Raw genomic sequence first — 20607 nt, 5'->3', positions numbered from 1 at the left:
CAAGGAGGATGAACCGTGAATCAACATGGCGAGGGAAATATGCTTTACAGGTGGGGACGTTTTGTTTACCGCTTCCGCCGTGCCATTGTTGCTGCATGGTTTGTTTTGTTCTGCGTCTTAATTCCGTTTGCACTGCAGCTCCCCTCACAACTGCAGCAAAACGGATTCTCACCGGAAGACAGTCCATACCTGATCGGGATCGAGAAGCTTGAGGAAGGACTGGGCCTGTCTTCAACTACAATCGATATCGTCATCGTGGGCAAAGAAGGCGAGAATCTGACGACAGGAAAGCAGCAGAAGCGGATACTTAATGAACTTGCTCTGCTGCAGGACAAGCCCTATGTTCGTGATATGTTTATCAACATCGCTTCAAGGCAGCCTGGGCAGGATCATATTATTTCTGTAACTGTAATGCTGAATGAAGATACGGTAGAGGCGCTGAAGCATTTTGATGAGATTAGAGCGGACATCCCTCCGATTACAGGAGCAGATACATATCTGACCGGTAATACAGCTGTGTTTGCGGACATGAACGAAGCTGTGAAGAATGATATTTTCACGGCAGAAATTATCGGCTTGCCATTGGCCCTTCTTATTTTGCTGTTTGTCTTTGGCACATTTACGGCAGCAGTGCTGCCGCTGGTTGCAGGTTTGGTCAGCGTAATGGTGACGATGGGCTTGCTTTATTTTGTTGCTGATTTTGATGGAAGTATCAGCAACTTTCTTCCGAATGTAGTTACCATGCTGGGCCTTGCGGTAGGAATAGATTATGCTCTCTTTGTTGTCAGCCGCTTCCGAGAGGAAATATCAAAAGGGAACACGGAGCGGGCAATAGCTATTTCATGCGATTCGGCAGGAAAAGCGGTTGTATTCTCAGGTGCAGCGGTTTGGATCGGTTTTCTAGGCATGGCATTTATTGACTTGCCAATCTTTCGGTCGTTCAGTATCGGTGGAATTGCGGTCGTGCTCGTATCGGTGTTGGCTGCCAATACACTGCTGCCGGCTTTATTATCTATGCTCGGTCCCAAAATCGATACCTTGCCTGTTTTCGGAAGTCGTTTTCGTCATGCTCTCCATGGACGAGAATCGGGCATGTGGCGTAAGATTTCAGCTTTTGTCATGGCACGGCCTATTATCATCTCCATTTCGGTTATCGTGCTGTTGGTTATTGCTATATATCCGGTCAAATCCATGAAGGTCGAAATTCCGGCGGCGGAGGTGCTGCCGCCATCCTATGAATCCCGTTATGGATATGACCTGTTGAAACAGGCTTATGATATACGGGAATTGAGTTCGATATTGGTAGCCGTTGAATTGCCGGATTCCTATGAAACAGCGCAAAGCGTCGGGGCAATGAAGAGCTACATGGATCAGGTGCGGCAGCTCCCAGGCGTTCAACGGGTGGAAAGTTACACCAGTGTCTCCCGCGGTAGCGTTGAGCAAGTAACAGAGTACCTGTCGCGGCCAGAGATTCGTCAGCAACTGGAGAAGTATCATGTTGTTCGGGACAAGATGGCTGCGGCTGCCATTGTACCGAAATATGGCGATTCTGATAAAGTGACAGAAGAACTCATCGTCCAACTGCGAAATATGGATATGCCTGGGATTCAGACTTACATTACGGGGACTCCGCCCTACAAGCTCGATATTGTAGAGAAAATCAAGCAGGGAATACCCTATGTACTTCTGTTTGTGTTTGTCACCACGTATGTCGTGCTGCTGTTTGCTTTCCGTTCTGTTATACTTCCGCTGAAAGCGGTAATTATGAACGTCCTCAGTTTAGGAGCGGGACTTGGCATCGTTGTGTGGGTGTTCCAGGAAGGAATGGGCGCGCAGTGGTTTGGAATTACACACACCGGTTCTATTTTTGCGCTTTTGCCCATACTAATCTTTTGCGTCGTATTCGGTATATCTATGGACTACGAGGTTATTCTGCTATCACGTATCATGGAAAGCTACGAGGCTACGGGAGATAATGAGCTGAGTACGGCTGAGGGACTGGAGAACACAGGAGGATTAATTACAAGTGCGGCACTTATTCTGGCCTTTGTCGTAGGGGCGTTTATATTTACAGACAATGAAGTGATGAAAGCCATTGGCCTTGGATTGACTGTCGCCGTCTTGCTAGATGCAACCGTCATTCGGGTATTGCTCGTTCCAGCTTTCATGAAGCTGCTGGGTAAAGCGAATTGGTGGAGTCCGGCATGGATGTTCCGGCGGCGCCGTGGTTCAGGGGATTCGGTGAAATAAGATCGGGATCAGATCCAAGCGAGATATAAGGTAGATGCCAATGAGAGTCCGGTTTAGGGGTATGCTATAATAGGGGAATAGACTTATCCAGACTTTTAAGTTACTACATAGATCGATTGTAATTTAAGCATTCGGTTAATAAAAGAAATAAAGGTGGAAAACAATGAGTAATACAGCAAGGACCTATCAGCCAGTCTTTAAACCACTTTCTCCGAGTTATGATCCGTGGGATCCGATCACATCATTGCGTGATCACGGACGACATGTACTGACCAGTGTGGAAATGACGGTTACCCATTTATGTAATATGCGCTGTGAGCACTGTGCGGTTGGCGATATGCTTGTCATGAAAGAGGCGCCGATGCTGCCGCTGGATATCATGCTGAAGCGGCTGGATGAGGTGGAGCATTTGCAGACGATCAGCATTACAGGAGGAGAGCCGGCTTTTCTGGGTAAAACGGTGGATAACGTTATCGTACCCTTGTTGAAGTATGCCAAGGAGCGCGGCATCCGTACACAGATTAACTCCAATTTGACGCTGGAAATCGGCAGGTACGAGAAAATGCTACCCTATCTCGATGTTATGCATATCTCGTTCAATTATTTGAACGGAGATGATTTTCATGAGGTTGGTTTTGCGAACAGTGGACATCCCGTGTCCAAAGAGGCGGCGTATCGACTTTACGATACCATGATGCTCAACTCAGAGAAGCTTAGCAAGGAAGGCATGTTCATCTCGGCCGAGTCTATGATTAACTATCGTACGCATGAGAAGCTGGACGGAATTCATACGTTGATCAAGCAGATGGGCTGCAAGCGTCATGAAGTGCATCCGATGTACGCTTCCAATTTCGCAGCTTCACTGCCGGTACTGTCTTTGTCTGACATGAAATCGGCGATCCACCGTTTACTCGACGTTCGTGACCCGGATATGTGGATGCTTTTTGGCACACTTCCTTTCTTTGCTTGCAACAGCGATAAAAGTGACCAGGAACTGATTTATCGTCTTCGTTCCGAACCGAATGTGACGGTTCGGAACGACCCGGATGGACGGAATCGTGTTAATGTTAACCTGTTCTCGGGTGATGTTTACGTGACTGACTTTGCGGACATTCCTCCTTTTGGAAACATAAAAGACCAAAGGCTTGATGAGATATTTGATGCATGGTCAACGGGTCATCCGTTGAATCAGACGGTAAATTGCCACTGTGACGCTGCAAGTTGCTGTGGTCCGAATTTACTCGTTGCGGATATGTACTATAAAGGTATTGATTTCAAAACAAGAAAAGCTATTACAAACTAGAATCCGAAAGAAGGCGTATCGCAATGGAGGAGTTTGAGGTCGGGAGACTGATTTTAAACCTGCTCTTGGTTTTCCTGCTTGTTCTGTTGAACGGCGTGTTTGTAGCCGCCGAATTTTCTCTCGTCAAGATGCGGCAATCCAGACTAACCCAACTGGTTAGCGAAGGAAACCGCATGGCGGGTGTAGCTCTCAAAGTGAACCGAAAGTTGGATTCTTATTTATCTGCCACGCAGCTCGGTATCACATTAACCTCATTGGGGCTAGGTTGGATCGGGGAACCGGCCATCTCAAAACTATTAGTAGAGCCACTGATGCATAGAATGGGAATGACAGATGGAGCTCTGATTACGACGATTTCCGTCGCTATCGGCTTCTGTATCATTACATTTCTGCATATAGTGTTAGGGGAGCTTGCACCAAAGTCATTGGCTATTCAGCGAACAGAAGGAACAGCCCTTCTTTTATCCGCTCCACTTCTGTGGTTTTATCGTATTTTTCTTCCAGTCATCTGGGTTTTGAATGCATCTGCGAACGGTATTTTACGGTTGGTTGGGATCGAACCAGCGAGTGAATCGGAAGCAGCTCACTCTGAAGAAGAAATACGCATTCTTATGAATGAGAGCGCCAAGAGCGGAGTCATCGATGAGAACGAAATGAAGTTGATGGACAACCTGTTCGATTTTTCTGATCTGCGGGCAAGAGAGGTTATGCTTCCACGTACGGATATGGATGTTCTGTACACGAATCTATCTTTGGATGAGAATCTAAGAATTTTGAATGAAACGAAGCATTCCCGCTATCCTGTAGCTAGTGAGAACAAGGATAGGATTATCGGGTTCATCCACATTACCGATTTGCTCATGGCCCCTACTGAACAGCAGAGGGATTTAGCCGCTATTGCCAGACCCATCATGGACGTACCGGAGTCTATGGAGATCAGCCAGGTACTCCGTTTAATGCAGACAAGGCATGAGCAGATGGCGCTGGTCGTAGATGAGTATGGGGGAACAGCTGGTATTCTGACAGCAGAGAAGATACTTGAGGAGATTGTCGGAGATTTATATGATGAATTTGAGGACGAGCGTCCTGAAGTGGAAGTGAACGGAGATATGATTTCCGTGGATGGCCGGATGTTAATTGAGGATGTCAACGATCTGACGGGGGTAGCTATTGAGGAGCAGAAGGTTGACTCGATTGGCGGCTGGTTGTTTAAAGAGCTTGAGGGAAGCCCGCAAAAAGGCAAAAAAATTGTGTTTGACGGTGTTGTCTTTGAAGTTGAGGAGGCCACCCGCTTGCGCATCACTCGTGTAAATATCCACAAAAAGCGCGCTGCGGACCAAGTCTCAGAACCGGAATAAAAAGAACGGAACTTGATGAGTAAGGAGGTGGACTATGTCAGGGAAGCAGTTAGTTTTTATTGGTCTGGGCCTCTTTTTAATCTATGGTATGTTCACCGTAGGGGCCCCCTTTTTACTGGCGTTGATCATTGCTATATCGCTTGAGCCGTTCAACCGTCTTCTAATGAAGAGAGCCCGTCTGAACCGGACAGCGGCAGCAACAATTACTTGTACGCTGTTTTTGCTCGTACTGATGTTCTTGGTATATATAATGGGCTTACAGGTTTTCGCCCAATTAGTAGAGTATTGGAGTAAGGCTCCTCAGTATTTTGAAGGGGCGAACCATTTTTTGCAAAATACCATTTTACAAGCACAAGGTATGCTAAATGGTATTCAACCGGGTCTAGCGGATAGTTTAACTGCATTTATGTCTAACATATCATCATATGTGCAGTCTTTGGTTAACACGCTCTCATCTACATTTCTATCCTTTGCCAAAACGCTGCCTAACTTGTTCGTTACGTCCATTGTTTTCTGCGTTGCACTATATCTGTTCAGTCTCAGTCTGGATACGATGCGGGCAAGCGTCCTCTCTTTCTTTGACGAGAAGTCACAGTCTCAAGTTAATGAAGTTCTCGGCAGCTTGAAAAGCTCAATCTTCGGTTTTTTGCGGGCTCAGTTAATTCTAAGCTTGTTCACTTACGTGATAACACTGTTCGGTCTCCTGCTGCTCGGCGTAAATTACCCGCTGGCTATTGCGCTATTGGTTACGATTGTCGATATTTTACCGATACTTGGCGTGGGCTCGGTGCTCGTTCCATGGGCAATCTACCTGCTGTTTGTAGGCGATCTTTTTACAGGTATAGGGCTTGTTATATTGTTCATTCTCATAACCGTGATCCGGCGTGTTCTGGAGCCTAAGGTTATAGGAGATGCGGTTGGCATTGGAGCACTTCCTGCCCTGATCAGTATGTATGTTGGTTTTAAGCTTGTTGGAGTGATTGGTTTTTTCATCGGACCGTTGGTCATCATTCTATACTCAGCCTTGCGCAAGGCAGGGTTGTTCCAGATTAAGATCAAGTTTTAATAAGGCTGTCGAGAAGCCCTTTTCCCGTTATTTTTGCGGAGAAAAGGGCTTTTTTGTGTTTTCTGAGTTCATTTTCTGGGCGGATGACATATGTTAGTTACGAAGAACCGAGATTTTGTGCTGCTTGAAGTGAAATCCACACGAAGGAGGAATATGTTTTGAAACCGAATCCTGAGGAACGTGTGTACGTCCCGTATCGCGGCCCATTTGATCCTTGCCCTCCACTACCATATAGAACTTATGTTGTTCCTGTAAATCAATTCATCGTATTTCAACCAGTCGGCCTGCCGCAGTTCAGTCCAGCGGAGGCTCTGAGGCATGGAACGTTGTGGCCTGCTCTCTATAGTCCCTACAATTCTAGAAAACTGAAAGGGGAGTAGATCATGGAGGAAGTCAGACCTAAGCCCGGAGATCACCGTTATTATGAGCTTCTGGAGCAGCTGCAGGCTATCGATTTTGTGTTGTTGGAGCTCAATCTGTTTCTCAATACACATCCGAATGATCTGAAGAGCATAGAGCAGTATAATAAGCTCGCTCAGGAACGAATGATTTTGGCAAGGCAGTTCCAGGATCTTTATGGTCCTTTGATGAATTTCGGTCACTCCTATACCAGATATCCGTTTCAGTGGTCCGAGACCCCGTGGCCCTGGCAGGTGTAACAGTGTCAGCAGCTGGGCTGTCTCGATATGTCATTCAGCTCGGCTGTCAGCAAGTCTTAAAATAAGGAGGCGGTTCATCCCATGTGGGTATATGAGAAAAAGTTGCAATATCCCGTAAGGGTCAGCAAGTGCGATCCTATGATGGCTAAATTCCTGATAGAACAGTATGGAGGAGCCGATGGAGAGCTGGCGGCGGCTCTACGGTATTTGAATCAGCGGTATACAATCCCGGAAAAAGTCATTGGTGTACTCAACGATATCGGGACGGAAGAATTTGCCCACTTGGAAATGATAGCAACGATGGTATATAAGTTGACGAAGGATGCTACGGTTGAACAGCTGATGGAGGCAGGCCTCGGAGCCCATTATGCGAATCATGACAAGGCTCTTTATTACGAGAATGCGGGGGGCGTTCCGTTTACTGCGGCCTATATCCAAGCCAAAGGTGATCCTTTAGCAGATTTATACGAGGACATTGCGGCAGAGGAGAAAGCAAGAGCTACATACCAATGGCTGATCGATATGACGGATGATGTGGACCTGCAGGACGGGTTAAAGTTTTTGCGGGAGAGAGAAATCATTCATGCCATCCGTTTTCGAGAAGCAGTTGAAATTATTAAGGAAGATCGGGGTACGAAAAAGATTTTTTAAAAAGCTTGTAATCTGTTGCCTAGAGCACTACCTTGTCTGTTGTTAGGCGCTACGCGTACACGTAGCGTCTCTTTATAGTGAAAGGAAAGTTTGGGTAAGCCCCCTTATCAGGACAAGCCCTCAGTATTGTCGCAGCAGTCAAACCTCTAGCAGCAGAGACGACCATACAAAAATTACAACAGCAAAACAGGCAGGGCAATTCCGCCGGCAATGATGAGCCATATGTAAGGAGCGCGCCAGACTTCTTTTATATCCGTTAAACGGTTGGCTCTATGCCTTTTCATCTCCAATTGGTTTAAGAATCGGTTCAAAATCACTCCCCATTCCTCTTCATCATATTTTTCAAGTTCTGCTTCAATGCAGCTATGCAGCTCACGAAGCTTCAGGGGAAGATTGTCATGCTCCATTTTGATCATGATCCTTTCTCCTCACGGGTACAGTAAAATAACTGAGATTGTGGATAATAGTATTACCTTAATAAACAATAATAATTGGTAAAAGTTGTACGTTATTTGCCATATATCGATGTCTTTTTTATCTGATGCTGTGAGGATATCGTTTGCAGGGGCGGGGGGCATCCTTTATGATGAGGGAAGATTATTACAATCATCATGAGGAAATGAAGGGGATGACAGAGAGATGGAGAGAAACGAGAGTATGACCAAACCGCAAGCGATGATTTTTGATATGGATGGTACATTGTTTCAGACAGAGACACTGCTGCTGCCCGCATATCATAAATTGTTCGACATATTGCGGGAGGAAGGTCTTCATAAGGGAGAAACACCGAAAGAAGAATTGATGCTCGGCTGCTTGGGGATGCTGCTTGAGGATATATGGAAAATTGTATTGCCTGATGGCTCTCCGGAAGCCCACCGCCGTGCCGACGAACTGCTGCTTCAATTGGAGTTGGAAGGATTAAAGGAACCAGATGCTGTACTGTATCCCGGTGTGGGGGAGACATTGCAGGAACTTAAGCGCCGTGGAGTTCGTTTGTTTGTAGCGAGCAACGGACTTGAGCATTATGTGAAGGGCATCGCGGACGCACGGAACATCATGCCATTGTTCGAAGAACTTTACAGCGCTGGGCAGCATGGCACGGCTTCGAAGGTGGATTTGGTAGCACTCCTGCTTAAAAACCATGGTATCGAGCGTGCATGGATGGTAGGAGACCGTTCATCCGATGTTGAAGCAGGTAAGAAAAACGGACAGACCGTCATCGGCTGCCAGTACGCAGGGTTCGGAAATGATCAGGAGCTGAAAGGCTCGGACGCTATCATTACATCTTTCCCTGAGCTGTTGAATCTGTATGAAAACGCTGTGGAGTAAATGAATTATAAAGTATGAAAGCCCTGCCGATTTGGCAGGGCTTTTACAATATAACTACAAATCGAGTTCGACAGGGCTACTCTGTTGCTGTTTTAGGCGTTCTTCGAATGTTTTCGGCTGTTATAGACCCACAGCGCATATTCTAGCGGTCTTATTAAGGATAAACGATAAGCATCCTTATCGCCAACCTGTGAAAATACCTCACGTGATGGTTTTGGATTCACTTCCAAAAGCAAGATTCGACCGGATTTATCAACAGCCAGATCAAGCGCAAGTTCACAAAGCGCCCCGTATTTTTCCTCAAGGTAACGGGATATATCTACGCCGAGCCTCGCAGAATCCTCTCGTACTTTTTCGCGTTTCTGTATTTCAGGAATCCATTCATCCAACAGCTCGTTCATCCCTGTTGCTCTTCCGCCGCCGTGCAGATTCGAAGTCACGCTGTTAATCGCGCCAACACGGCCCACACAACCAGTTACTTCCCATTCTCCGAAACCATTTTTCTGTACGAGCATCCGGTAATCATGAACCCTTCCGCTTGGCAGTTCAAGCGGAATTCCTTCCTGGACCAGATACCGGCCCTTGATATCCCAGCCGGACAGGAATGAACTGAGCATAGCTGCTGGAAGCCGCTTCGGGGTGATGATACTCCGGTTTGTGTTTCGACCATGGATCTCATAAGAGCTATGGACACCCATGCTTTTGGAGATTCGTAAAATGCCGCGTCCTCCCGTTCCGTTGATTGGCTTCAGGTAGACAGCATGATGTTTGCTCAGCATCCGATTGACGTCTCCGATGCTATTTACGAGCATTGTATCAGGTAAATGGGGTCTAAACCGTTTAAGACCGGAAAGTGTCTGATGAACGGTCCATTTATTGCGAAGCGGTCTGTTAAGAAACACAAGGTGTCTATATCGTGAGCGAAAGCGTAGTAGTTGCTGGAATCGTTCACTTTTTTGAATGCGGCAGCGGTCATAAATCATATGGGGAAAAGGTCGCCACCGTCTGGTCCAGCTGCCGGTATCCGGATTGAACTGCAGGGCATGGATGAGCCCTTGGGATGAATTCACATCAGCAGGTGTAAATACGAACACATCCAGCCCCAGTTCACGTCCTTCCGTAATCATACGCTCATAGACAGGGACCTCTTCAAGCCTTTTCCGGTTGTTCAAATACAGTGTCAGGATACCTAAGACGGGTTGAGACACAGTGGTTCACCTTCTTGAGTAAGAGTCTAAGTCTAAGTTATAACCGGCACCGACAGGCGTTTCACATTCTCCGCTCATGACGAACGTATGTTTTCCTGTGGGGCCTTTCTCTAAAGATACGGCTTGCATACCGGCATGAAAACACATTTTAAGACTTGAATAATTGTCAGCGGCTACCTTGCATCGCAGCCGCCCAAGTACTGACAGCTGGAAGAGGATCAGGGAGGTGCCGATATGTCGGTTCCGGTACAGCGGATGAACAGCAATCAAGCATGCATCCTCTCCGAAACCGGCCACGAAGCAAATGCCAACAGGCATCTTGCCATGCTCTCCGCGGACGGTTGTTGCAATAAGAGATGTACCTGGATGTTGCACCTGATCAAACGACATCTTCTGCAAGGTGTTGCACCCTTCACGCGTGAGTCGGCGGTTACCGAAACGGCACATGAAATCATAGCACTGCTCGCGAATGTCTGGCCAGTCTGCCGGATTGACGGGCGAGATGGACATAATCTCCACTTGATCCCCTCCTTTAAGAGGTTGTTCAAAAAGTCCGCTTTTGATCACGAAGTGAATCAGGAAGTGGGCTCGGCATCGAATCTTGAATTCAGCCGGTCCTAAGCAAATGCTTACGAAGTATGTTTCCTCCGGAAACATCTCAGGTGCTCACGTACCCAAAACGTACGCTCCGCTCCTTAGTCCATAGCTTCATCCAACTGAAGCGTTTGAAAAAACGCACATCGGAAGCATAAGCTTCGGTGCTGAAAACCGACCTTTTTGAACTCGCACTTTAATATAAAATTATCTGTTTTCTATAAGATACTCGCAGTAATTGAATATCCGTTCGAGTGACCGCTTGCGGATAGCAGGTTCATCAAACTTCATCGGTCTGGAGTTTGCTTCAAAGAACCATAGCTCGCCGGACGTATCTAAGCCGAGATCCATAGACATCTCGCCCAGACTGTAGCGGCAGCCTTGCTCTATTTGTTTGGCAATGTGCACGGCCGCGTTCCGCACTTTGCTCAGGATCCCCTCGGTTTGTTCCGATCCGAACAGGGGCGGAAGAAGCTTCTCGGGATCCTCAATCGAACCGCCACGTGGAACGTGGGTGGTGATGCTATGGGTACCCGCCATACGGGCGCCAATTCCAGTGACCCCCCATACGCCGAGATCCGACTTCTGAACCAGAAGCCGAAGGTCGAAAGCACGTCCGTGCACGGCAGTCAGTTCAATTCCTTGCTGGATAATGTAAGGTTCACCTTTAGTTTCTTTATATACACGTTCCCATAACCTCTCAAGTGTTGCCGCTTTATAAGTTGTGCTGTTTTTATTGTTTTGAATTTGGAGCCGGTAAGGCATAGGTTTGTTTTTTTGATATCTCAATCTCATGATGCCCTGACCGGCCTTTCCCTCTTCCGGTTTGAGGTAGAGGTAAGAGCAGAGTCTTATCATTTCGTACAGAGACGGCAGACCCTTAAGTTTTTTGGTGACCGGGGCCCATTTCCGGGTCAGCCGTGATTTGCCTAACCAGGAGAATAACCGCCGCTTGTTAAAGAAGAACGGATTATAAATATCCATGTTGGGATGACGCATACATTCTTTTATTTTACGCCGTACCTGCGGCTTCATTTCATCTTCACGGTAAGGAATGCGGTTATAGATTACCCGGGGCAGAGGAAACAACCTCTGCTCCCAGGAATGCGGGTCACTGCCAGGCGTAAAACCTCTGACCTTGCCGGATTTCAGCTTTAGATCACGTACGGTGACAACATAGACGAGATATCCCATATCTTTGCCGGTTTTGATGATTTCGTGAAAGTTTTGCCGATTACCGCGGAATAGTCGGACGGAATCATGCATTGTAAGAATCGCGACAACAGGTTTGGTATCATCCTCAAGTCGATTGGTCACGAATCATTCCCCCCTGTGGAACCCGCCGAGATACAAGCAGTGCTCAAAAATATGTTCAACCGACGCTTTTCCTTCGACTCGAAGGGAAGGGTGACTGAAGATTGACCTGCCGGGTTTTGAATTGGCTTCAAACATCCAGATTTTTTCATCTTCGTCGATTCCAATGTCAAATCCGATTTCAGCCAGAACATGTGAGTGGTGGTTTTCAATGGCTTCCGCAAGTATTACGGCCGTCTGCTTAGCTCGCTCCAGAACTTCCCGAGACTTTGAACCAAACGCACGGCCTAAGGCCTGTTCTGGAGTCATCAGTTGACCGCCGTTTTTGATGTGGGTCGTTACGCTTCCCCGCCCGGCCTTCTTGGCTCCAATTCCGACAGCTGACCAGCGATTTCTGCCGTCTTTATGCATATGGAACCTGAAATCAATAGGGCAACCATCAATTTCAATCAGCCGGATTCCCTGCTGGATAACATAGTTTTTCAGGCCGGAACCGTGCCTGGATTGTAGCAGGCGCATGAGGCTTGTGAATGTAGGAAACTTAAGCAGTGTGTTTCCTCCGGTGCTGCGGTAGCGGGCGAAGTAACCTTTTTTGGGTTGGTAGGTGAGTCGGTAGATCCCGTTACCGAGGCTTCCGGCGGACGGCTTATAGTACACGAACCGATGGCGCTCCAGCATATCTTTAATGCGTTCCGGGCTTGGATTCGAATACGTTTCAGGCACATACCGCCCTGCTTGTAGATCATTTTCCAGTTGGTTATAGATATCTGATTTATTAAAGAAAGCCCAGTTGAAAAAGGAGATATTTCGCTTCAAAAACCGATCCCTCAGCTGATTAGTGAAAGGCGAGAAGTCTGTGCGTCTGCTCGGGAGTCGATTATAGACAACATCCGGAAGCGGTACAGTCTTGCGGATAAATTGGCCGTTTGCACCCAAAAAGTAGGCATATACGGTCTCACGCTGCCAATTGATATCCCGTGGGGCAAAGGCATAAACATACATTTTTTTATTCCCTTCACGCAGTAGCTGTTTAATGTAAGCTGTTCGCGCACCGAAGGGACTGGAGGGACTAGAGGGGCCATCGGATAATACTCCGACTACCGGTCCGATCTGAATCTCTCCATCCTTAGGCATATGAACATATGCTGGCCCGCTTCTTGGGACGTGAACACTGTTACGGATGCCGGAACTCAAATACAGATGTTTGCCGGAACGCTCAATAGCTTTCAAAGCAGCTGATATGGTGTTCCTGCCCAGGCGGAGCTGGATTTGTCTCCTGCTTGTAAGACCCAGGCTTCTCATGAGCGAGCCAGACATAAAGACCACTTTTTCGGGCTGATGCGAGAAGTGAACATTACTAAAAGTCAAACTCATGTATTAACCCTCCTAAGTTGTCGAAGCAATAAATAACGTGCATAACGAAGGGGGTTCTCCACTGACAGCTTTGCTGCCGGAATGTCCCCTGTTTGCCTGAATGCGCGCCGCCCCGGTTTTGAATTGACCTCAAGCAGCCATACCTTTCCGAAACAGTCTATTCCGAAATCGATGCCGAGTTCGCCCAGACGGCCAAATCCGCCTTCAAGAATGGGGGGGATGAGGTCGCTCAGTTGGTTGATACAGGCGATGATATTGTCGGGCACGGGAGCGCTGAACTCAGATTCCAGAAAGGAAGGGACGGGTAACGCCGTGCCCCCGCCATGAAGGTTGGAGGTCATTCCTTCGGCCGGACCCTGGCGAACGGCCATCCCTGTTGTAGTCCAACGACCCCGTGCATTTTTTTGAACCAATACTCTGACATCATAGGGTTTGCCAGCGCGACTGGTTAACTTTAAATATGGCTGAATGATAAAACGGCGGCGTCCGGTGAACTTTTTTACCCAGGATGATAGTTCACCGGTTGGTAAAGTCATCTTGAATATTGAGTTCGATCGGTCTCTTCCCTGTAATACGGTTTCTTCATTACCAGTACAATGCACATAGAGGGTATGTTTGCCATGGGAGCCTCCGCTTGGTTTCAGAAACAGCTTCCCGTCAAACAGGGATAAAGCCTGATTTAATGATTCACTCCCGTTATAGATTAGGGTATGTGGGAGATAAGGCGAGAGGCACTGTTCACGCTTTAGAAGATTATACACACGGATTTTTCCGGGCAATCCCCTTGACCACATAGACCAACGGCTGTCAGGCAGATCACTCAGGAACGCTGCAGCGGAAGAAGTTTCAGCAGTGTTCTTAAATAGGCAGCGGTCGTATATAATGTCCGGGACAGGAAAGTTTCTCTTTTCCCAGCCGCCGCGACTGTAGGTATAGCCTGAGATTAGGTGATTCAGCTTAACTGAATCTGGTTTATCCTCCGGGAAAAACACAAATACGGTAATGCCGAGGCAGGAAGATGCCAGGCACAATTCGCGAAGATATTCCTTTTCCGCGAATGGAGGTGATCCTGTTCTCCGGCATACCATGACACCGAGTGTTCCAATGTAATCAGAGGGCATAGTTGCTCCTTTTTTAAAAGCCAGTCAAGTAATGGCTGTATTGGACAAGGCGAATCGCTGATGGACGGACCTTCTGAACATTGAGCGGAGCATTATCGCCCTTGGACGGCTTGGAGTTGACTTCAAGAAGCCAGATTCGTCCTGCAGTATCCACCGCTAAATCAATCCCAAGCTCTCCGAAGTGTGAAGGAATCGCTGCTTCAATGCCTTTGGCGATATCGAGTGCAGCCTTCTCCATCCGGCTGCTCGCTGTTAGCTTTGCGGTAGGCGGGATACCGCTCATGGCAAGCGCGTCTTTAACCGTGGACAGCGTTCCTCCACGGGCGAGATTGGATACATAATGATTTCCTCCCGCAACTCTGGCCACAATGGACGTTAAACTCCACTTACCTTTTTTGTTTTTGTGGACGAGCGCGCGAAAGTCCACATTTTTTTTATGGAGTCGGACCAAGTCCAGGCCTTGTTGAATCTGATAGCGGTTTTTTTTGATTTTGTCGGATAGACTGCTGTACAGCTTAGTAAGGGACGAGTAACTATTTTTTTTAATCCCCTCAAGTGAGGTGGTTAGGGTCTGATAGGTGCCGTCTGCCTGGCGGGAGATTCTGATAATGCCTTTGCCTAAACTGCCGCGAACCGGTTTTAGAAAGACCATCGGATATGCAGCACACATTTTTTTGAGTATAGGGTAGCTTTTCAGTGAATAGGATTCGGGTAAGTATTTCTTAAGCTTCTCATCCGAGCCCAGTGCATCAAAAACTTCCGTCTTATCCAGGAACTTCTCGTTAAAAATGTGAGTGCCCCATCTGGATTTTACTTCTTTCATAAAATGCTGTACGCTAGGACTATTCTCCAATTTGCGTGTGGGAAGCCGGTTGTTGACCACATCCGGTGCGGGTACGGGCCCCCTCTTCCAACCCTCGTCATATCGTACCGCTTCAAGTGTTGACGGGTTCGGACCGATCATCTCTGGGGTGAAAAAGTATACATACGCACCTAATTTTTGACAGGCATTGACCATCTCCATGCAAAATGATGAGATCGATCCGAAGGGTTTGCTTGGATCCTCTGGATCATAACGGCTTATCATAACTCCGATTACGGGACCGAGTCGCAGTGTTTTGTCGGCGACGTTGTATTTGACGTTCAGAACCGATTGAGGAAGAAGTCCGGAACTGCTTGACAGGGAAGGGCTTATACGGAGTACAGTCGATTTTATCCCAGGTATGACACGTATCTCCTGTTTGAAGGAGCCGATGGCAAGCTGTATGGGTTGTTCTGTTGGAATTCGGAGCAGTTTTATCAGCTTCTCGCCAAGCTTGATATCGTTATCCTGCAGATTGCCCGAGCGGAACAGTTGAACCGATATCTTGGTTTTGGACATCTTGGATCTCCTTCCGACAACTACTTGATGTCTAGTGGACAGATTGGACTTCATCTGAACATTGCATGTAATCCATCATATGAGGACATATATCCCTTGGTGATTGTACGGATTTGGAAAAAGGGAGGACTTTAAAAATGCCGAATTGGCTGTTTATATTGGTGAACGTGGGAGTGGCTGCGTTTGTCGGCGGCATTACGAACCATTTTGCAATTAAAATGCTCTTCCATCCTCGTGAAGAAATTCGTATACGCGGATGGAAGCTGCCTTTTACACCTGGACTGATTCCGAAGCGGAAGGAAGAGATTGCGGAATCTCTCGGTGAAGTGGTCTCCGATTATCTGGTGACGAGTGAAGGGCTTCAAGAAATGATTCGCAAACCGCTTTTTCGTACGAAGGCGGAGGATGCGGTAAACCGGAAGTTGAAGTTCCTCTTGGAGAGCGAGCAGACACTGGGCGATCTGGCATTGAAGTTGTGGAGCCCGGAAGAGTGGCAGCAGTTGAAAGATCGTGCTGTTCTGACAGCTCAATCGGTGACGGCCCGCGGGGTGACCGCAGTCTGGTCTGATTATGGCTTAGAAGACAAGCCGCTGAAGGATCTGATTCCCGGCTGGTCCGAGGAAACCCGGCAGCGCTGGAGTGAGGTGGCTGCCGAAGCGGTATTAAAGGAGCTTGGGGATACGCTGTTGTCATCGGACGGCCAACGTTTGCTTAAAGAAATGGCTTCTGCGATGATGGATAAGGCAGGGGGATTTCTCGGCACGATGGCCGCTATTTTTGTGGATGAGGACAAGCTGGTTCAGAAATTGACGCCGATGCTGATCGGTCAGCTGGAAGGAAAGAAGGTTCGCCAGACGATCGTTTCCGTTGTATCAGGTAAGCTGGAGCAATATGGAGAAATGTCTCTTGGCCGTGTGGTGGAGGCTGCAGCCGGAGAATTTGGTCCAGGTTTGATTACGCGAAAGCTTGAAGAATCGATTCCGTGGAAAGCATGGATTGAGCGTCTGGAGAATGTCCGAATCACGGATTTCATCACACCCCGGCTTCCTGCAATCGAGGGTGCACTGCCAGGCTTGATCGATAAAGGACTCCGAATGCTTGAGGACGCCGTTCCGGCAGCAATGAAGGCAGTAGATCTGCCAAACCTGGTACAGGAGCAGGTACAGAAATTTCCGGTTGAACGTCTTGAAGAAGTCATATTGAGCGTATCGGGCCGGGAATTCCGAGCTATAACCTGGCTTGGGGTACTGCTGGGCGGGCTTATCGGAATGTTTCAGTCGTTCATTACCTTGCTGTGGAGATAAGAGTAAATAATATGTTGCGGTGATAGTCCGCACGGTAGGAGGACAAATATGAATATTTATGACAAGGCGAATGATTTGGCTAAAGCGATGAAGGAAAGTCAAGAAGTACAGGAAATTACCTCTGCATTGAAACTGATTGAAGCCGATCCAGAAAGCAAGCAGATGCTGGATAACTTCCGTGAGCGTCAGATGGAAGTACAGCAGCGAATCATGACCGGCGATATGCCTTCACAGGAAGAGATGGAAAAGATGGAGAAGCTGTTTGAAGTGCTGAGTCTTAACTTGAACATCCGCCGTTTGTTTGATGCGGAGCGTCGTCTGAGCATTATTATTGAGGACGTGAACAAAATTATTTCAGACAGTCTTCAGCATTTGTATGGGTCAACTCAATCATAATAGTTAACAATCCGCGGCGGATGCCGCGGATTTTTTTTGCTCACTCTTCATTCTTCTTTCATATTTTGGACCAGCTCCTCATAGAGTAGAAATATAGAGTTCAGAAGAAAGTAGAGGAGCTGTATAACTCATGAAGAAAAAGAAAAGTAAGATTAAGCATTCCGCTTATCTCTTGATTGCGCTGGGGATGCTGGTATATGCGCTGCCGAGCATTTCGTTCGCAGGAGGTTTTTCTTGGGCATCGCTGTTTGGGGCTGTATGGGCTGGATTCGCCCTGCTTGTCATTGCATCGCATCTGCATATTTTGATTGGTGTAGATGAAGCGAAACAGAAGGCATTGGATGAAATCCGAAAGGAAAAGATGAACCAATGGCAGCTAAAATGGCCTGAGGAGCAAAAAAGCCGTGGCGCCTAAAATTACTTCATAGAACATAAAAAAAACCGTTCGCGTTCGCTGGCGAACGGTTTTTTGCTGTGTCGCATGTTATTTTATAATGCATGTCTGGTATAATAGATACAGTATGGTACAGATTGAGTAGGGGGGTGGAACAGTTGGATGTTCGAGATGAGACAATTACGAAGCACGAACAACTTGTACAGCATATCGAAAGTTTAAAGGTAGGAACCAAAATATCAGTCCGGAGGCTCGCCAAAGAGCTTGGTGTAAGTGAAGGTACAGCTTACCGTGCAGTTAAGGAAGCAGAAGGGCTGGGAATTGTTGTAACGAAGGAACGGATCGGAACTGTACGTATTGAGCGGAAGCCGCGGAATATTTCAGAGCAGCTGACCTTCGCTGATGTGGTGGAGATCGTTGAGGGCCATGTACTCGGTGGGGCTGAGGGTCTTAATAAAAGTCTGCATAAGTATGTAATCGGGGCCATGAAGGTTGAAGCGATGGTCCGCTATATTGATGCCGGAAGCCTGATGATTGTCGGAAACCGGGAGGATGCGCATTCTCTGGCCCTCGAGCAAGGAGCAGGTGTACTCATAACAGGTGGTTTTGGGACAAGCCGTGAAGTAAAGCAGCTAGCAGACCAGCTGGGACTGCCAATCTTTTCTTCACGTCACGACACCTTCACCGTAGCTTCATTGATCAATCGCGCCATTTTTGACCGGCTAATCAAGAAAAAAATTATGCTTGTCGAGGACATCGCAGGCGAAAAACCGAGAATTCACGCGCTTAAGAGCTCGGTTACAGCTCGAGAGCTTATCGAAATGGCGAAGGAGTGCGGAGAGCAACGTTTCCCAGTTACGGATGAGTGGAACCGTGTCATCGGCATCGTTGGTGTAAAGGATGTTGGCGGACTTGCCGATAATCAGGCGATTGAACGAGCGATTATCCGTAACCCGATTACGGCCACTTTAAAAACATCACTAGCCTCGGCTGCTCAAATTATGATGTGGGAGGGCATTGACTTCCTTCCCATCGTCGACCGCAACCGTAAGCTCGTTGCCACAGTTACACGGAAAGAAGTGCTTGAGGCGATGCGGAATGCCCGTAATCAGCCTCAGCTGGGGGAGACGTTTGATCAGCTGATCTGGAATGGAATGGCTGAAGATCGGGATGGGGAAGGAAATCTGTTCTTTAATGGGTTTATCACACCACAGATGGCGACAGAACTCGGGACAATTTCGCAAGGTGTCCTGACAACAGTTATGAGCCAAGCTGCCTTTAAAGCAGCCAAGGACATTAGCGGTAGTGATCACGTGCTCGATAATCTGTCCACTTATTTCATCCGCCCGATTCAGATTGAGGATCCGATCGTGGTGACGCCGCGACTTCTGGAGATGAGCCGGCGGACTTGCAAGATGGAAATCGAAATCAGTCACCAATCCAACCTGATCGCGAAATCGGTCATGACACTGCAGGCGATAGATCCAGGGTAACGGAATATGTTTCATGCAGAACACATAACAAAGAGGGCTATTTATCCGGCGGAAGTATTTCCGGCCGATGAATAGCCCTTTTTCATTTTAAATGAATGTTTGTATTCTAGCTGCGAGCCGATTTTTGACGGCTGTAATAGCTTTTACTTCTAATGCCAGCAAAAATATTAAAGGCGCCCATTACCATGAAAACAGCTTCAACGATCACTGCGGGTGTGGAGCCGCTGAACATAAGCATGGCAATAAAAGACAGGGCGACCAGCATAATGCCCATATAGATATTCGTCGACGCATGAAAGATACCTCGATCGAGCGGGTCGGACATTTTGCGGGCACGGATGCTGTATAAAGCAGCAGTGATGCAGGAAATGACCAGCACTGCGAATAAGACATAGCGGATAATACCAAGCATGGTAGAAAGGCACTCCTTTGGCATGGACATGGTTACATGAATACTCGTATTGTATCATGAATCTATTCAGATGTGATGTCCACTTTAGTTGCCGATATCCACCCAGATCTGCAGAACGCCTTCCATGACCAGCATGGTCCTGATTTTGATCTTGTAGTCTTTATCCCGGACGGTATATATTTTATCATCCAGCAGTGAGCGTGTGAGCTTACTGTCGGTATCGATATCAAATATGCTTCTACCCCGCAGTGCTGCTAGATCTTTACCCATCATCTGAACGATTTCTTTCTCAATGAGGGAATCAATCGGTTCGGATTTTTGTTCCGTTCGGATTTTAATTTCCCGGATGACCGTTGGCTGCTTGCTGTATTTCTTCAACGTCTTGATATCTTCTTCATATTGGAGAATTTGGACTTGCAGGTCTTTGTTATTCATCCATAACTTGTTGTAGCTGGCGTGGTATAACGAATTATAGACGACACTCCCGATGACCATACCGAGCACAAAGATCGAGGCGGCCTGATAAAAGGGACGGAAACGGCGGAACGGAGGCATTCTCATACATTAGCTCCGGTTGGAGCAGACCCATTTGACCAGCTCACTGCCCATATGTGCCCCTAAGAATGCGAAGATCAGATACAAAATCTGTTTTATGGCGGGAGACAAATTGCCATCCAGCATATTACTCTCAATAACACGCATGGGATCAATGGTTCCACCGACAGCGGCAGCAAGTGCCCAAATTTTGATGCGCCCCGCAATGTCAAGCATCGTTAAAGTCGGAGGCTGCATCGAGAGTACGGCGCCAACCCCTCCGACCATAGCCCCCCCAACCACGATGCCGAAAGCTATGAAAAAGTCCAGTATCGCTTTAGATAAAAAAATACTCATCCTTTTTGTCCCCTTTCTTGCCGGGAAGGCGGTGTTGACCGCCTGTCCAGATGCTCCTGATTTCATTCTATGGGCGGGTAGAGCCACATTATGATAAAATAAGAATAAG

The 20607-nt window shown here is 47.5% G+C and carries 22 protein-coding genes; 12 read left to right on the top strand and 10 right to left on the bottom strand.

All coding sequences use genetic code 11. The features are described from left to right. Window positions 1-15 precede the first annotated feature (15 nt). The 7 genes from MNQ98_RS22900 (at window position 16) to MNQ98_RS22870 (ending at window position 7287) form a co-directional block, all read left to right on the top strand. A complete protein-coding gene (locus tag MNQ98_RS22900; protein WP_241930309.1) occupies window positions 16-2250 on the top strand; it encodes an MMPL family transporter in 2235 nt (744 codons plus the stop codon). 163 nt (window positions 2251-2413) lie between these two features. Further along, entirely contained in the window at window positions 2414-3553 is a 1140-nt protein-coding gene (gene yfkAB / locus MNQ98_RS22895; RefSeq protein WP_241930308.1) for a radical SAM/CxCxxxxC motif protein YfkAB, read from the top strand. Between the two features lie 23 nt (window positions 3554-3576). Beyond that, entirely contained in the window at window positions 3577-4911 is a 1335-nt protein-coding gene (locus MNQ98_RS22890) for a hemolysin family protein (protein WP_241930307.1), read from the top strand. Between the two features lie 34 nt (window positions 4912-4945). Beyond that, complete coding sequence (ytvI, locus tag MNQ98_RS22885; RefSeq protein WP_241930306.1) at window positions 4946-5977, top strand: sporulation integral membrane protein YtvI; 1032 nt, start codon at window positions 4946-4948, stop codon at window positions 5975-5977. A 158-nt stretch (window positions 5978-6135) separates the two neighbouring features. Further along, window positions 6136-6357, top strand: coding sequence for a spore coat associated protein CotJA (locus MNQ98_RS22880; protein ID WP_241930305.1), 222 nt, complete (start codon window positions 6136-6138; stop codon window positions 6355-6357). A gap of 3 nt (window positions 6358-6360) precedes the next feature. Beyond that, a complete protein-coding gene (locus MNQ98_RS22875) occupies window positions 6361-6636 on the top strand; it encodes a spore coat protein CotJB (protein ID WP_241930304.1) in 276 nt (91 codons plus the stop codon). Window positions 6637-6717: 81 nt separating this feature from the next. Beyond that, window positions 6718-7287, top strand: a complete 570-nt coding sequence (locus tag MNQ98_RS22870; RefSeq protein ID WP_241930303.1) for a manganese catalase family protein — start codon at window positions 6718-6720, stop codon at window positions 7285-7287. Between the two features lie 173 nt (window positions 7288-7460). On the opposite strand, the gene MNQ98_RS22865 is transcribed toward MNQ98_RS22870, so the two are convergent. Continuing rightward, complete coding sequence (locus MNQ98_RS22865) at window positions 7461-7703, bottom strand: hypothetical protein (protein ID WP_241930302.1); 243 nt, start codon at window positions 7701-7703, stop codon at window positions 7461-7463. 223 nt (window positions 7704-7926) lie between these two features. Between MNQ98_RS22865 and MNQ98_RS22860 the strand changes: the two genes are divergently transcribed. After that, window positions 7927-8616 (top strand): HAD family hydrolase, encoded by a 690-nt coding sequence (locus tag MNQ98_RS22860; RefSeq protein WP_241930301.1) that lies wholly within the window; start codon window positions 7927-7929, stop codon window positions 8614-8616. 92 nt (window positions 8617-8708) lie between these two features. Here MNQ98_RS22860 and MNQ98_RS22855 read toward each other — a convergent pair whose 3' ends face one another. The 6 genes from MNQ98_RS22855 to MNQ98_RS22830 form a co-directional block, all read right to left on the bottom strand. Beyond that, window positions 8709-9824, bottom strand: coding sequence for a YheC/YheD family endospore coat-associated protein (locus MNQ98_RS22855; RefSeq protein ID WP_241930300.1), 1116 nt, complete (start codon window positions 9822-9824; stop codon window positions 8709-8711). A 6-nt stretch (window positions 9825-9830) separates the two neighbouring features. Next, entirely contained in the window at window positions 9831-10334 is a 504-nt protein-coding gene (locus MNQ98_RS22850) for a GNAT family N-acetyltransferase (RefSeq protein ID WP_241934010.1), read from the bottom strand. Window positions 10335-10625: 291 nt separating this feature from the next. Next, window positions 10626-11735, bottom strand: coding sequence for a YheC/YheD family endospore coat-associated protein (locus MNQ98_RS22845; RefSeq protein WP_241930299.1), 1110 nt, complete (start codon window positions 11733-11735; stop codon window positions 10626-10628). 3 nt (window positions 11736-11738) lie between these two features. Then, window positions 11739-13106: a YheC/YheD family endospore coat-associated protein gene (locus MNQ98_RS22840; RefSeq protein WP_241930298.1), complete on the bottom strand. Its 1368-nt coding sequence runs from the start codon at window positions 13104-13106 to the stop codon at window positions 11739-11741. After that, the gene (locus tag MNQ98_RS22835) at window positions 13103-14227 is read right to left on the bottom strand and encodes a YheC/YheD family endospore coat-associated protein (RefSeq protein WP_241930297.1); all 1125 of its coding nucleotides are present in this window, start codon (window positions 14225-14227) and stop codon (window positions 13103-13105) included. Before MNQ98_RS22835 ends, MNQ98_RS22840 begins: the two co-directional genes overlap by 4 nt. 13 nt (window positions 14228-14240) lie before the next feature. Then, on the bottom strand, window positions 14241-15608 hold the full coding sequence (locus tag MNQ98_RS22830; protein ID WP_241930296.1) for a YheC/YheD family endospore coat-associated protein: 1368 nt from the start codon (window positions 15606-15608) through the stop codon (window positions 14241-14243). A 137-nt stretch (window positions 15609-15745) separates the two neighbouring features. On the opposite strand from MNQ98_RS22830, the gene MNQ98_RS22825 reads away from it, so the two are divergent. The 4 genes from MNQ98_RS22825 (at window position 15746) to MNQ98_RS22810 (ending at window position 19195) form a co-directional block, all read left to right on the top strand. Then, window positions 15746-16912 (top strand): DUF445 family protein, encoded by a 1167-nt coding sequence (locus MNQ98_RS22825; protein ID WP_241930295.1) that lies wholly within the window; start codon window positions 15746-15748, stop codon window positions 16910-16912. Between the two features lie 48 nt (window positions 16913-16960). Beyond that, a complete protein-coding gene (locus tag MNQ98_RS22820) occupies window positions 16961-17308 on the top strand; it encodes a YlbF/YmcA family competence regulator (protein ID WP_241930294.1) in 348 nt (115 codons plus the stop codon). A 130-nt stretch (window positions 17309-17438) separates the two neighbouring features. After that, on the top strand, window positions 17439-17723 hold the full coding sequence (locus MNQ98_RS22815; protein WP_208918280.1) for a hypothetical protein: 285 nt from the start codon (window positions 17439-17441) through the stop codon (window positions 17721-17723). Between the two features lie 137 nt (window positions 17724-17860). Further along, window positions 17861-19195, top strand: a complete 1335-nt coding sequence (locus tag MNQ98_RS22810) for a DRTGG domain-containing protein (protein ID WP_241930293.1) — start codon at window positions 17861-17863, stop codon at window positions 19193-19195. A gap of 106 nt (window positions 19196-19301) precedes the next feature. Here the strand turns inward: MNQ98_RS22810 and MNQ98_RS22805 are convergent, their stop codons facing one another. The 3 genes from MNQ98_RS22805 to MNQ98_RS22795 all read right to left on the bottom strand — a co-directional run bounded on the left by MNQ98_RS22805 (window position 19302) and on the right by MNQ98_RS22795 (window position 20498). Beyond that, window positions 19302-19607, bottom strand: a complete 306-nt coding sequence (locus MNQ98_RS22805; RefSeq protein WP_208918282.1) for a YtpI family protein — start codon at window positions 19605-19607, stop codon at window positions 19302-19304. Between the two features lie 84 nt (window positions 19608-19691). Beyond that, the gene (locus MNQ98_RS22800) at window positions 19692-20168 is read right to left on the bottom strand and encodes a sporulation membrane protein YtrI (protein WP_241930292.1); all 477 of its coding nucleotides are present in this window, start codon (window positions 20166-20168) and stop codon (window positions 19692-19694) included. Between the two features lie 3 nt (window positions 20169-20171). Continuing rightward, a complete protein-coding gene (locus tag MNQ98_RS22795) occupies window positions 20172-20498 on the bottom strand; it encodes a YtrH family sporulation protein (protein ID WP_241930291.1) in 327 nt (108 codons plus the stop codon). Between the last annotated feature and the right edge of the window lie 109 nt (window positions 20499-20607).

This window comes from Paenibacillus sp. N3/727 (assembly GCF_022637315.1).
Taxonomy (GTDB): Bacteria; Bacillota; Bacilli; order Paenibacillales; family Paenibacillaceae; genus Paenibacillus_AQ; species Paenibacillus_AQ uliginis.
This window is presented reverse-complemented; position numbering and strand designations above follow the sequence as displayed.